This window comes from Halomonas sp. ML-15 (assembly GCF_014779595.1).
Taxonomy (GTDB): domain Bacteria; phylum Pseudomonadota; class Gammaproteobacteria; order Pseudomonadales; family Halomonadaceae; genus Franzmannia.
Genome location: NZ_JACXZT010000010.1, coordinates 370,698 through 383,693, shown reverse-complemented (window position 1 = coordinate 383,693; position 12,996 = coordinate 370,698). Strand labels below are relative to the sequence as shown.

The following is a 12,996-nucleotide window of genomic DNA, read 5'->3' as shown; positions in this document are numbered from 1 at the left end:
CTGGCGCGGGCCTCCAGGGAGGTCTCGCGGTAGCTGGCGAAGGCCGCCTCGGCGAGCACACAGGCGCGCTCGACCTCGGCCTCGCCGCCGCCGCGGTAGACCGGCTCGAGCGTCTCGCCGCTGGCGGGATTGATGGCGCGGATCTCGGCACGGTCGCCGCTGACGACCTGCTGGCCAATGAGAAGCTTTCCTTCCAGTGACATCATTCTCTCCTTTTATTGATCGCGATATTTAGCGTACATGCTCCGAGCTCGATTGAGATGCTGAAACATGGTTTCCCGCGCGGCCTCGGCATCGCGTGACAGGATTGCCTCGAGAATGTAGGCATGCTCTTCCTGTACGCGTTCGAGGTAGCGCGACGTTGCCTCGGGATTGATCTCGATGCTGAGCAGCTTGGCGCGCGGAATCACACTCTGGCTCAGCTGCTCGAAAAACTGGTTATAGAAGGGATTCTTGGTCGCTTTGGCGATCGCATGGTGAAACTCGTAGTCCTCGACCCGCGCCTGGCTCTTCTCGGCATGCGCCTTGATAAAGGCCTGGTGGGAAGACTCGAGCAGCGCCCGATCTGCGGCATCGTGGCGCTCCGCCGCCAGCTCGGCGGCCGCCGGCTCCAGGGCCAGGCGCAGCTCCAACACGTGCAGGATATCCTGCACGGTAGTGGCACTGATGCGCTCGGCGGGCTTGGCTTCCACCGTCGTGGCGCGTAGTACGGTGGTACCCACGCCGCGCCGCGTTTCCACCAGCCCCAGCGACTTGAGATGGGTGATCGCCTCACGTATCACCGTGCGGCTGACGCCGAAGGAGTCGCAGAGGCTATTTTCGGTGGGCAGCTTTTCGCCCACCGCCACCTTGCCTTCGGTAATCAGCGACTCCAACTGGTCAGCCACATGCACGGACAGACTCCCCTGCTGGGCAACCTTGCGTAGATTAAGTCCGGCAATGCTGCTTGCCATAGTCGTTATCCTGTAGGTGGATCGGCTGACGCCTATAAACGTATGATGTTATACCATCGTCGCAGGGATCGCATACACTTAACGTACCAGCGACAGCCGCTTGGGATCTAACGTACAACCATCAATCCGGAACTGCATGGCCCAATACTGACGCGCCTGATTCAAGGTCGCGTTCCTGGGGCCCCTGGGAAAGGGCCCAAGTTGGTATTACGCCTGCTCTATTGACTTGTGTTTTGCCGACTTGATCATTGAGTAGGCGGTCCATAACAAAAGCATCAAGGTCATAGCCACGAATGTTGCGCTTACAGGCCGTTCCAAGAACACCATCATATCCCCGCGATTGAGCAGCATCGTTCTTCGAAAATTCTCTTCAATCATCGGGCCAAGAATGTAACCCAGCAAAAGCGGTGCTGGCTCAAACCCTAACAGAAGCAGCATGACGCCAACCACACCAAAGAACGCGACCATCATTATATCCATAGAGGAGTAGTTTATGCTGTACACCCCGACGGCAATAAACAAAATAATGGATGGATAGAGTATGGGATATGGCACTTTCAATAGCCTGACCCACAGGCCTACCATCGGAATATTCAAAACAAGCAGCAATACATTGCCAATCAGAAAGCTGACCACCAGGCCCCAAAAGAGGTCGGGATTATCGGAAATTACATTGGGTCCTGGGGTGATACCATGAATCAGCAGGGCTCCCAACATAAGCGCCATGACAGCATCTCCCGGTATACCTAACGTCAAAGTAGGAATGAAGGCTGATTGAGCCGATGCATTATTGGCACTTTCCGGCGCGGCAATTCCCTCTATGGCTCCCTTGCCAAACTTTGATGGTGTCTTGGAAATCTTTTTCTCTACGGCATAGGCTAGAAATGAGGCTATAGAGGTACCAGTCCCGGGTAAAATCCCCACCCCGGTGCCTATACCCGTTCCTCTCAACATCGGGAAGATACTCTCTTTTATATCCTTCCGCGTAGGCAACAGTGAGCGGAATGTGATTTTTTGTGCTGTCACAGCACTACTGACCTTGCCGACGTTGGCAATCACTTCAGTTACACCAAAAATACCCATTGCAATAGCAACGATATTAATGCCGTCATAAAGAAACGTCAGGCCAAAAGCATAGCGCTGAACACCGGTACTGACGTCAGTACCCACCATCCCGAATATCAAGCCGAAGAGCACCGCAGCGATACCTTTGACCGGTGACCCCTGAACGAGAATAGCGGCAGCTACCAAGCCGAGCAGCATCATTGAAAAATAGTCAGCAGAGTTGAAGGCTACCGCAAAGTTGGCAAGGGGAGGCGCGAAGGCGGCAAGAACGAGAACCGTGATAAAGCTACCGACGAATGACGCCACGGTCGTCATAAACAGGGCGACACCCGCACGACCTTGCTTGGCCATGGGATAGCCGTCCAGGCAGACCACCGCTGAAGAGGGCGTACCTGGTAAATTGAGCAAGATGGCTGCCGTCGAGCCGCCGTACTGAGCGCCATAGTATATCCCCGCCAGCATCACCAAAGCGGTAGTGGCGGGCACATAGAACGTCAGTGGCAACAGCATAGAAATGGCGGCGAGGTGGCCAACACCGGGAATCACACCGATAAACATGCCAATCGTAACGCCGAGCGCGCAATAAAGCAGATTCTCCAGTGTGAAGGCGACTGAAATACCCAGGGCAAGGTTGTCGAGGAGCTCCATCAAAAACTCCATGGAAATAGGCGTAAGGGCATGCTCAAACCCAAACTAAAGATAAGATAAACTAGCGCACATAGCGCTAGCGACAGCATAAGGGTAGAAAGAAATTTATTTCCAGATTCACTTAGTCTGCAGATAAAGACCAGCAGTATCGTGGCCACAAATACGCCCAACCTATCCATCAGTAGGGAAAATGTCAGAATGCCAATGGTGATAAAAAACAAGGCCCGGACATTGATGCGAGGAAACGTCCCTGCTGTTTTCTTGGAGAACAGCATAATGATCACACCGCAGATCGCCAACATTATGCCCAGCATTGTCGGCATAAACCCCGGCCCCATGCGCTGCAGGCTACCAAAGGCGTATTCCTGACTTTTCCATAGCACTAACGATGACATAAGGAGGCAGGCAATGCCGGCAAGGAAATCCCTGTTAGCATGTAGTCTCATTGTGGCTAACCCTTTGTAACGACTAACTCGAATCTCCTACCCAAAGAGGGCAGGAGATTGCATGCTTGACTATCTAAATAGCTCTAGTTACTGAGCGATACCGGCTTCTTCGATAAAGATAGATAGCTCTTCTTTCTGCTCTACCAGCCAAACCCTTAAGTCTTCTGGAGACTCAGATGGTGTCGCTTGGCCACCCTGCTGTGCGATTTTTTCCTGCATATCCGGTGTGCTAAGAATAGTCACCAATTCTCGGTTAAGGCGCTCAACAATCGCGTCAGGACTACCCGCGGTTACCAGAATCCCTTGGTAAGTGCCATCGAGTTCGCCCGGCAACTCCATCTCGCGAAAGGTAGGAATCTCGGGCAGCTCTTCCAAGCGCGATTCGCCGGTGACGGCAAGCGGAGTTATCTGTTCGTTGAGTGCGAAGGGGAGCGTGGCGGTGGTGCCATTAAGCAGCATATCGCTCTCTTCCGACACCACGGCACGTGTCGCATCGGAACCGCCTCGATAGGCAATGATATTCCAGTCAATATCGAAATGCTGTGCCAAGCGCTCGGTCGTAATATGATTGTTAGAGCCGATGCCGGACGTTGCGACTGAAATGGCTCCCGGATTGTTCAGGGAGTACTCGACAAGCTCATCGAAGCTGCTATGGGGCAGGCCTTTCGCGATCGCCAGCACATAGGGAGAGTAGGAGACCATGGTGACCGGTGAGAGATCGTTCTCTATATCGTAGGCTACACTATCCATGATGCTGGGTGCCGTAAGCAGCGAGGTCAGATCCGACAGCAGTAACGTATGGCCATTCGGCTGCGCCTTGGCAACGAAATCTGCGCCGATATTGCCGCCGGCTCCCGCCTTGTTCTCGACGATGACGGGCTGTCCGATGGCATCGGACAATTCCGGTGCTATATGCCGGGCTAAAATGTCTGAAGTGCCGCCTGGTGCGAACGGAACGACCAGTCTGACAGGCCCTTGAAACTCTTGAGCCATAGCGACTACCGGTACCGATAAAGCCATTACCGCAAGAGCAATACCGGTGAGCGTGCGTGCAGAACTTATCATTATATTTCTCCTGGTAGTGGTGAGACCTTACATCTTAATCGCTACTACAACTGCATAGTAGTCAGGCAGCTTGACAAACTGCCTGCATTCACAACCAATTCGCCTAATAGGAATAGATTGTAATTTTTAAACAAGAAGACGACATTTTCTATACCATTGCCTTGGCTTTCTCGACTAACGTTTTGAGAGTCTCTCGCTCATCGGAAGTTGGCATGCATAAGGGAGCGCGAACCTTGCCCGCCGGACGGCCAATAATCTCCGCGCCAGCCTTGATCAGGCTGACGGCATAGCCCGCCTTGTGATCCCGAAGGTCCACAAAGGGGATGAAGAATTCGTTGGTGATCTGCTTGACCGTTGCGCTATCGCCGTTGCGCAGCGCCTTGTAGAACGTGACAGCCATATCGGGCACGAAGTTGAATACCGCGGAAGAGTAGGTATTCACGCCGATCGAGAGATAGGCCTCGGCGAAGATCTCGGCGGTCGGTACGCCGCCAACATAGACCAGCCGATCCCCCACCGTCTTGACGATCTTGTTGAGCGCCTGGATATCCCCTTTGCCATCCTTGAGACCTACCAGGTTGGGGCATTGGTCAGCCAACGCCTGGGCTGAGGCGGCGTTGAGGATGCCATTTCCGCGGTTGTAGTAGATCATCGCCAGCGAGGTCGAGTCGCAGATCTGCTTGGCGTATTCGACCAACCCATCCTGCGGGCACTCGGTGAGATAGGGCGGCATCAACAGGATACCGTCTGCACCCGCCTCCTCGGCCGCCTGGACAAAGGCCTTGCCGGTTTCCACGCTCAAGCCGGCGCTGGCGATCACCGGCAGCTTGCCATCGACTACTTCGACGGCGGTCCTAACGACTTGCCGAAACTCGTCGAGCGACAGGTTGAAGAACTCCCCCGTACCGCCGGCGACGAATACCGCGGAGATCTCGTGATCGATAAACCATGCCAGACGATCGCGATAGCTCGCCTCATCGAAGCGACCCTGCTCGTCGAAATCGGTGATGGGAAAGGACAACAGCCCATCGCCTACTGCCTGCTTCACTGCTTCGTTGGAAAACCTCACCCGTCTGCCCTCTTGCTCTGGAGGCCTAGCCTCCGTGGTGTTATCGACTGCCGATTCCTGTCGGTGTCATACATCATACAACATACAACCTAGAGACATTACGGGCAGCGAACAAGCGGGAAAACACCAATTTCCGACTAAAGTTTAACTGCTGAGAGAATGTTGCGGGAGCGCCAAGACAATGCTCGGCCGAGGGGGAAATCACTCACCGTCGGCCATTGAGTCGTCTGATATATGCAAGTCAATCAGCGCAGATCGGCAGGCGCCTTCAGGTCACGCAAAGTGGCGCAGCCGGCGGCCCACACCTCGGCCTCGAGACTGGCCACCGCGGCGGTGGCAAAGCCCAGCCCACGGCCGCGCGGCCCTTCGGCCAGGCAGGCGGTAAGCTCGCCAACCAGGGGCATATGGCTGACCAGCAGCAGCGGCCGGTCGGCGTTGATCTGCAACCAGTCGATAGCGGCCATCGGCCTGTCGTCTGGCGTAATGCAGTCGAGGGTGTCGACCTCTCGGTCGAGTGTCTCGGCGACCAGCGCGGCACTCTGCTGGGCACGGGTAAAGGGGCTTGCGACGATCCATAGCGCTTTGCGCTCGGCGTCGCTCAGCTCACCGGATAGCCAGGTGGCCATGCGCTGCACTTCCGCCTGGCCGTGCGGGGTGAGGCGCCGTGCAGCATCCGGAACACCGTGACCGGCTTGGCCATGACGCATGATCCATAGACGTTCAGTCGCCATCCTTGGCCTCCCGGCGCCGCGCCTGCTTGACGTCCTCGCGGGAGAGGATGAACTCCACATCGCTACTCTGTTCGCCCTGCATCAGCATCTTGGCCATCTGACGGGCCGGCACGTCGTTGAACAGCACCTGATAGAGGCCTTCGGCCAGCGGCATATAGATCCCTTCGGCTTCGGCCTTGTCGCGCACCAGCCGCACGGTGTTGACGCCCTCGGCGACCTGACCCAGGGCGTCGATAGCCTCGTCCAGGGTGCGCCCTTCGCCCAGCGCATGGCCGACCCGGTAATTACGCGACAGGTTAGAGGAGCAGGTGACGATCAGGTCACCGACCCCGGCCAGTCCCAGGAAGGTCATGGGATTGGCGCCCTGCTCCACGGCAAAACGGCTCATCTCTGCCAGGGCCCGGGTCATCAGCATGCTGCGGGTGTTCTCGCCCATGCCCAGCGCCGCGGCCATGCCGGCCGCGATGGCGTAGATATTCTTGAGCGCGCCGCCCAGCTCGACCCCGTAGCGGTCGTTGCTGGCGTAGACGCGAAAATAGTCGCAGCCGAGCACGCTCTGCACCCGCGCGCGGGTCAAGGCGTCGTCGCTGGCGATCACCGTGGCGGTGAGCTGCTTCTGAGCAACCTCGGTGGCCAGATTGGGCCCGGAGAGCACGCCGATATGCACAAAGCCGGTCTCCTCCTCGAGGATCTGGCTCATCAGCTTGAAGCCCTCCTCCTGGATACCTTTGGTGGTGCTGACCAGGATCTGTTCGGCGTTCAGGTAGGGGCGCGCCTGGCGCACCACGTCACGAAACGCCTTGGAAGGAATCGCCACCAGCACCAGCTCGGCAGCGTCGAGCACCTCGCCCATGTCGCTGCTGGCGTGCACCGCCGGGTTGATGGCGTAGTCCGGCAGGTAGCGTGAGTTGCGCTGGTCACGGTTGATCTCCTCGGCCAGCGCCGCGTCGCGCAGCCACTGGCGCACCGCACAGCCGTTGTCGGCGGCGATGCTGGCCAGGGCAGTACCGAAGCTGCCGCCGCCGAGCACCGCCACCCGCGTAGGTTGTTGTGACATGATCGCCTCTGGACATGGGTTTCGTTAGGCGCATGGTAACCAAAAACGCCCCTGAAAAGGGGCGTTGGTGGGCAAAAGATCGCGCCGCAGCGCCTTACTCGATCAGCGGGATCAGGGTGTCGATGCTGTCCCGCGCATCACCGTAGAGCATGCGCGTGTTGTCCTTGAAGAACAGCGGGTTTTCGATGCCCGAGTAGCCGGTGCCCTGCCCGCGCTTGCACACGAACACCACCCGTGAGCGCCATACCTCAAGCACCGGCATGCCGGCGATGGGGCTGTTGGGGTCATCCTGGGCGGAGGGATTGACGATATCGTTGGAGCCGATGACGATCACTACGTCGGTCTTGGGAAAGTCATCGTTGATCTCGTCCATCTCCAGCACGATGTCGTAGGGCACCTTGGCCTCGGCCAGGAGCACGTTCATGTGCCCCGGCAGTCGCCCGGCCACCGGGTGAATGGCGAAGCGCACCTCCTTGCCGGCGGCGCGCAGCTTGCGGGTGAGTTCGCTCACTGCATTCTGGGCCTGGGCCACCGCCATGCCGTAGCCCGGCACGATGACCACGCTGTCGGCGTTATTGAGGGCCGCGGCCACGCCGCCGGCATCGATGGCTACTTGCTCACCTTCGATCTCCGCCGCCGGCCCGCTGGTGCCGCCAAAGCCGCCCAGGATCACGCTGAGGAAATCGCGATTCATCGCCTTGCACATGATGTAGGAGAGAATCGCCCCGCTGGAACCGACCAGCGCACCGGTGACGATCAGCAGGTCGTTGGAGAGGGTGAAACCGATTGCCGCCGCCGCCCAGCCGGAGTAGCTGTTGAGCATCGACACCACCACCGGCATGTCGGCGCCGCCGATGCCCATGATCAGGTGATAGCCGATAAAGAACGACAGCGCCGCCAGTACCAGCAGCGTCCAGAAGCCCGCGCCCGCGACATAGGCGATCGCCAGCAGCAGACACAACCCCGCCGCGCCGGCGTTGAGCAGGTGCCCGCCGGGCAGCTGTTTGGGCTTGCCGTCGACCTTGCCGGCCAGCTTGCCAAAGGCGATCACCGAACCGGTGAAGGTCACCGCGCCGATGAAGATCGCGAACACCACCTCGAGCTGCAGGAAGGTCAGCTCGTCCGGCGCCTTGGTAGCCACCAGCGCGGCAAAGGCCGAGAACTCTTCGGTCGCGCCCTCGGTGGCACGCACGGCCAGTACCCGACGCCGCTCCAGGTCGGCGCTCCAGGCCACGAATACCGCGGCCAGGCCGACAAAGCTGTGCAATGCCGCCACCAGCTGCGGCATCTCGGTCATCGCTACTTGTTTGGCTACTTTCCAGCCGATCACCGCGCCGGCAATGATCATCGGGATCATCAGCCAGTAGGCCCCGATGCCCGGCCCCAAGGCGGTAAACACTACCGCCAGCGCCATGCCGACGATGCCATACCACACCGCCCGCTTGGCCTTCTCTTGATTGCTCAGCCCGCCCAGCGACAGGATAAACAGCACACTCGCCGCAATCGCCGCGGCAGATACGAATCCTTGACCCAACATAGTCTGTCTCCGCCGCTCAGGATTTCTGGAACATGGCCAGCATCCGGCGTGTCACCAGGAAGCCACCCACAATATTGATCGTCGCAATCAGCACCGAGATCGCCGCCAGCACCACGACGACCCAGTTACCCGAGCCGATCTGCAGCACCGCGCCGAGGATGATGATCCCCGAGATGGCGTTGGTGACTGCCATCAGCGGCGTATGCAGCGAGTGACTGACGTTCCAGATCACCTGGAAGCCCACGAAGCAGGCCAGCACGAACACGATCAGATGCTGCATGAACGAGGCCGGAGCAATCTGCCCGAGCAGCAGCATCAGTGCCCCGCCGGCGCCGAGCAGCGTCAGCTGACGCTTGGTCTGAGCCTTGAAGGTGGCCAGTTCGCTGGCCTTCTTCTCCTCCGGGGTCGGCGCTTTCTCCTTGGGCTTGGGTTTGGCCGCGGCGATGGCCTTGACCTTGGGCGGCGGTGGCGGAAAGGTTATCTCGCCCTGATGGGTCACCGTGGCACCGCGGATCACGTCATCGTCCATGTCGTGGGCAATGGTACCGTCCTTCTCCGGCGTGAGGTCGGTGAGCATATGGCGCACGTTGGTGGCATAGAGAAGCGACGCCTGGGTCGCCATGCGCGAGGGGAAGTCGGTATAGCCGACCACTACTACGCCGTTGTCGGTCACTACCCGCTCGTCGGGCTTGGTCAGATCACAGTTGCCGCCCTTCTCTGCGGCCAGGTCGACGATCACCGAGCCGGGTTTCATGGCCGCGACCATGTCCTCCAGCCACAGTTTGGGCGCAGGCTTGCCGGGGATCAGCGCAGTGGTGATGACGATATCCACTTCCGGCGCCTGCTCTCGGAACAGCGCCAGCTGCTTCTCGCGAAACTCGGGGCTCGAGGGCGCGGCATAGCCGCCGCTCTCGGCACCGTCCTGGCTGTCGTCGAAGTCGAGAAACAGGAACTCGGCGCCCATCGACTCGATCTGCTCGGCCACCTCGGGGCGCACGTCGAAGGCGCGCACCATCGCGCCAAGACTGGTCGCGGTGCCAATGGCGGCAAGCCCCGCCACCCCGGCGCCGATTACCAGCACCTTGGCCGGCGGCACCTTGCCGGCAGCGGTCACCTGGCCGGTGAAGAAGCGCCCGAAGTTATTGCCGGCCTCGATCACCGCCCGGTAGCCGGCGATATTGGCCATCGAGGAGAGCGCATCCATCTTCTGAGCCCGCGAGATGCGCGGCACCATATCCATGGCGATCACGCTGGCACCGGTGGCCTTGCAGCGCTCCAGCAGCGCCTCCTGCTGGGCCGGCCAGAAGAAGCTGATCAGGGTCTGCCCTTCATGCAGCAGGCCCGCCTCGGCCTCGGAGGGCTCACGCACCTTGATCACCACCTCGGCGTCGCGCCACAGCGTCTCGGCATCATCGACCACGGTCACGCCCGCCTCGCGGTAGGCGTCGTCATTGAAGCCGGCGGCGAGGCCTGCGTCGCGCTCGACCAGACATTCATGGCCGAGTTTCTGAATGTGTATCGCGCTCTCCGGGGTCAAGGCCACTCGGGCCTCCCCGGCAAAGGTTTCCTTGGGTGCTCCAATTTTCACGTGCTATCCCCTCCTTGTCATCGAAGCCAGGCGTTGCGCGAGCACAATCCGCACGCAGACGTTTGGGCAAAGGCTTCGTGTGATGGCGTGTTGTTGTGGGTCTGGGTCGAGCTGTCAGTAGTGCCTGACGACCTCCAGCGTCGAGGCAATCTCTGCATATTCGCCGTCTAGTAGCGCCAAGTTCAAGCGGTGAACCTCATCGGCCGACCAACGCTGACCGTGGCGATCCTCCACCGCAAAGGTGGCGCAGGCGTCGGCGACCACGCTGACGCCAAAGTCGAGGCAGGCAGCATGACGCACTGTGGTACTCACCGAATGTGCCGTGGCGACGCCGGCCACAACCAGACGCGCCACGCCGTGACGGCGCAGCCAGCTTTCCAGGTCGGTGCCGACGAAGGCGCTATTGACGTGCTTGGTGACCACCCGCTCCCCCTGGCGGGGCATCACGCACTCTTTGAAGTCGGCCCCCGGCTGACCGGAGCGGTAAGGCGAACGGGGGGTACGCGAGAAATGGCGCACGTGCACGATATGGCCGTTACCACCGCGCCAGCAGGCCAGCAGGTCGGCCAGCCGGTCCTCCATATCGGGATTGTTGCGCTCGCCCCAGTAGCGGCTGTCGTCGATGGCCTGCTGGACGTCGATGATCATCAGCGCCGCGCCCTCATCACGAGCGTCGCAGATGCGTAGCTTGGCCTGGCCAGCCTGATGATTCATTGCGCTACCTCGTCTTGGGCTTCAATCCAGCATAGGCGTTGAAAGGCGACTCTGCCGGCCGCCCTGCCAACGCGCCGGCACGTTCCGCCTCAGCCTGGTCCTGGAAACAAGATAACCCCGCCAGTGCGGAACCGGCGGGGTTATCGAGACTACCCGGCGCAAGCGCCGGAGATAGCATCAGGCAGTAAGCAGCGCGTTGAGACGCTTGACGTAGGCCGCCGGGTCGTCGAGATGGCCGCCTTCGGCGATGATCGCCTGGTCGAGCAGGATCCGCGCCAGGTCGCCGAAAGCCTCGCCCTCGGCGCCCTCCAGACGGCTGACCAGGGCGTGATCGGGGTTGAGCTCGAGGATCGGCTTGACCTCCGGCAGCGGCTGGCCGGCGGCCTCCATGATGCGACGCATCTGGAAGCCCATTTCATTCTCCGGCAGCACCACACAGGCCGGCGAGTCGGTCAGGCGATGGGTGACCTTGACCTCCTGCACCTCGTCACCCAGCGCCTCCTTGACGCGCTGGAGCAGGTCCTCCTTGGCCTTGGCGGTCTCCTCCTGGGCCTTCTTCTCCTCTTCACCCTCGATCTCGCCGAGATCCAGGTCGCCCTTGGCCACGTCGACGAAGGCCTTGCCATCGAACTCGGTGAGGTGGCTCATCAGCCACTCATCGATGCGGTCGGAGAGCAGCAGCACCTCGATGCCCTTCTTGCGGAAGATCTCCAGATGCGGGCTGTGCTGGGCCGCCTTGAAGCTGTCGGCGACGATGTAGTAGATCTTCTGCTGCCCCTCCTGCATACGCTCGACGTAGGCCGCCAGCGACTGGTCCTGAGTGGCACTGTCGTTATGAGTGGTGGCGAAACGCAGCAGCCCGGCGATCTTGTCGCGGTTGGCGTAGTCCTCGGCAGGGCCCTCCTTGAGCACGCTGCCGAAGGTATTCCAGAAGGTCTGGTAGGCCTCTTCGTCCTTGGCCAGCTTCTTGAGCATATCCAGCGAGCGCTTGGTCAGCGCGCTCTTCATCTTCTCGACCTGTGGGTCCTGCTGCAGCAGCTCGCGGGAGACGTTGAGCGAAAGGTCCTTGGTGTCCACCACGCCCTTGATGAAGCGCAGGTAGAGCGGCAGGAACTGCTCGGCGTCATCCATGATGAATACGCGCTGCACGTACAGCTTGACGCCGCGGGCGCCGTCGCGCTCATACAGGTCGAAGGGCGCACGGCCAGGCACATAGAGCAGGCTGGTGTACTCGAGCTTGCCCTCGACCTTGTTGTGGCTCCAGGTCAGCGGGTCGCTGAAATCATGGGCGACGTGCTTGTAGAAGGCCTTGTAGTCGTCATCGCTGAGGTCGCTCTTGGGACGCACCCACAGCGCAGTTGCCTCGTTGACGGTTTCCCAGGTGGTGACTTCGCTGCCCTCGATCTCCTTGCCATCGTCATCCTTGGCGGTCTCGACCTTGGGCATGCGTACCGGCACTTCGATATGGTCGGAGTACTTGCGTACCAGGCTCTTGAGCCGGAACTCGTCGGCGAACTCCTTGGCGTCGTCCTTCAAGTGCAGCACGATCTCGGTGCCGCGGGCCGGGCGCTCGATCTCGGCGATGGTGAACTCACCCTCGCCCTTGGAGCGCCACTCGACGCCGGCCTCGCTGGAGTCATCGGCGCGGCGGGTGCGAACCGTGACCTCGTCGGCGACGATAAACGCGGAGTAGAAACCGACCCCGAACTGGCCGATCAGTTTGGCATCCTTCTGCTGCTCGCCGGAGAGCTGCTGCAGGAATTCCGCCGTGCCGCTGCGGGCGATGGTGCCAAGGTTCTTGATCACCTCGTCGCGGTTCATGCCGATGCCGTTATCGCGCAGGGTCACGCTATTGGCCTTGGCATCGACCTCGATCTCGACGCGCAGCTCGCTGTCGTTCTCGTACAGCGCGTCGTTGTCCAGCGCCTCGTAGCGCAGCTTGTCGCAGGCGTCGGCGGCGTTGGAAATCAGCTCACGCAGGAAGATCTCCCGGTTGGAGTACAGGGAGTGGATCATCAGATGCAGTAGCTGCTTGACCTCGGTCTGAAAACCCAGGGTTTCTTCTTGAGTGGCAGTGGCCATGGAACGAGCCCTCATAGGATCACAGTGAAAATAGGCAGCCT

Annotated in this window: 11 protein-coding genes and 1 pseudogene; all 12 read right to left on the bottom strand. The window is 60.2% G+C overall.

Annotation, left to right across the window (positions count from 1 at the left end):
* A pseudogene (locus IEI94_RS08755) lies at nt 1-203 on the bottom strand (aldehyde dehydrogenase (NADP(+))); the annotation flags it as partial.
* Between the two features lie 12 nt (nt 204-215).
* A complete protein-coding gene (locus IEI94_RS08750; protein WP_191166906.1) occupies nt 216-953 on the bottom strand; it encodes a FadR/GntR family transcriptional regulator in 738 nt (245 codons plus the stop codon).
* 207 nt (nt 954-1,160) lie between these two features.
* On the bottom strand, nt 1,161-2,666 hold the full coding sequence (locus IEI94_RS08745) for a tripartite tricarboxylate transporter permease (RefSeq protein ID WP_191166905.1): 1,506 nt from the start codon (nt 2,664-2,666) through the stop codon (nt 1,161-1,163).
* A complete protein-coding gene (locus tag IEI94_RS08740; protein ID WP_191166904.1) occupies nt 2,666-3,112 on the bottom strand; it encodes a tripartite tricarboxylate transporter TctB family protein in 447 nt (148 codons plus the stop codon). The genes IEI94_RS08745 and IEI94_RS08740 overlap by 1 nt, the downstream gene beginning before the upstream one ends.
* 87 nt (nt 3,113-3,199) lie before the next feature.
* Entirely contained in the window at nt 3,200-4,177 is a 978-nt protein-coding gene (locus IEI94_RS08735; protein WP_191166903.1) for a Bug family tripartite tricarboxylate transporter substrate binding protein, read from the bottom strand.
* Between the two features lie 148 nt (nt 4,178-4,325).
* Nucleotides 4,326-5,246: a 5-dehydro-4-deoxyglucarate dehydratase gene (gene kdgD / locus IEI94_RS08730; RefSeq protein ID WP_191166902.1), complete on the bottom strand. Its 921-nt coding sequence runs from the start codon at nt 5,244-5,246 to the stop codon at nt 4,326-4,328.
* 245 nt (nt 5,247-5,491) lie between these two features.
* Nucleotides 5,492-5,977, bottom strand: coding sequence for a phosphohistidine phosphatase SixA (sixA, locus tag IEI94_RS08725; protein ID WP_191166901.1), 486 nt, complete (start codon nt 5,975-5,977; stop codon nt 5,492-5,494).
* Nucleotides 5,967-7,034 carry an NAD(P)H-dependent glycerol-3-phosphate dehydrogenase gene (locus tag IEI94_RS08720; RefSeq protein WP_191166900.1) on the bottom strand — a complete coding sequence of 356 codons (1,068 nt, stop codon included), beginning with the start codon at nt 7,032-7,034 and terminating at the stop codon, nt 5,967-5,969. Before IEI94_RS08720 ends, sixA begins: the two co-directional genes overlap by 11 nt.
* 94 nt (nt 7,035-7,128) lie before the next feature.
* Nucleotides 7,129-8,571, bottom strand: a complete 1,443-nt coding sequence (locus tag IEI94_RS08715; protein ID WP_191166899.1) for an NAD(P)(+) transhydrogenase (Re/Si-specific) subunit beta — start codon at nt 8,569-8,571, stop codon at nt 7,129-7,131.
* 16 nt (nt 8,572-8,587) lie between these two features.
* Nucleotides 8,588-10,159 (bottom strand): Re/Si-specific NAD(P)(+) transhydrogenase subunit alpha, encoded by a 1,572-nt coding sequence (locus tag IEI94_RS08710; protein ID WP_191166898.1) that lies wholly within the window; start codon nt 10,157-10,159, stop codon nt 8,588-8,590.
* Nucleotides 10,160-10,273: 114 nt separating this feature from the next.
* A complete protein-coding gene (locus IEI94_RS08705) occupies nt 10,274-10,873 on the bottom strand; it encodes a cysteine hydrolase family protein (RefSeq protein WP_191166897.1) in 600 nt (199 codons plus the stop codon).
* A gap of 177 nt (nt 10,874-11,050) precedes the next feature.
* Nucleotides 11,051-12,955, bottom strand: coding sequence for a molecular chaperone HtpG (gene htpG, locus IEI94_RS08700; RefSeq protein ID WP_191166896.1), 1,905 nt, complete (start codon nt 12,953-12,955; stop codon nt 11,051-11,053).
* Between the last annotated feature and the right edge of the window lie 41 nt (nt 12,956-12,996).

Bases quoted from the DNA above. Each gene is read 5' to 3' on its own strand.
- IEI94_RS08735 (WP_191166903.1), bottom strand. From the start codon at position 4,177: ATGATAAGTTCTGCACGCACGCTCACCGGTATTGCTCTTGCGGTAATG.
- htpG (WP_191166896.1), bottom strand. From the start codon at position 12,955: ATGGCCACTGCCACTCAAGAAGAAACCCTGGGTTTTCAGACCGAGGTC.
- IEI94_RS08705 (WP_191166897.1), bottom strand. From the start codon at position 10,873: ATGAATCATCAGGCTGGCCAGGCCAAGCTACGCATCTGCGACGCTCGT.
- IEI94_RS08740 (WP_191166904.1), bottom strand. From the start codon at position 3,112: ATGAGACTACATGCTAACAGGGATTTCCTTGCCGGCATTGCCTGCCTC.
- sixA (WP_191166901.1), bottom strand. From the start codon at position 5,977: ATGGCGACTGAACGTCTATGGATCATGCGTCATGGCCAAGCCGGTCAC.
- IEI94_RS08745 (WP_191166905.1), bottom strand. From the start codon at position 2,666: ATGGAGCTCCTCGACAACCTTGCCCTGGGTATTTCAGTCGCCTTCACA.
- IEI94_RS08715 (WP_191166899.1), bottom strand. From the start codon at position 8,571: ATGTTGGGTCAAGGATTCGTATCTGCCGCGGCGATTGCGGCGAGTGTG.
- IEI94_RS08750 (WP_191166906.1), bottom strand. From the start codon at position 953: ATGGCAAGCAGCATTGCCGGACTTAATCTACGCAAGGTTGCCCAGCAG.
- IEI94_RS08720 (WP_191166900.1), bottom strand. From the start codon at position 7,034: ATGTCACAACAACCTACGCGGGTGGCGGTGCTCGGCGGCGGCAGCTTC.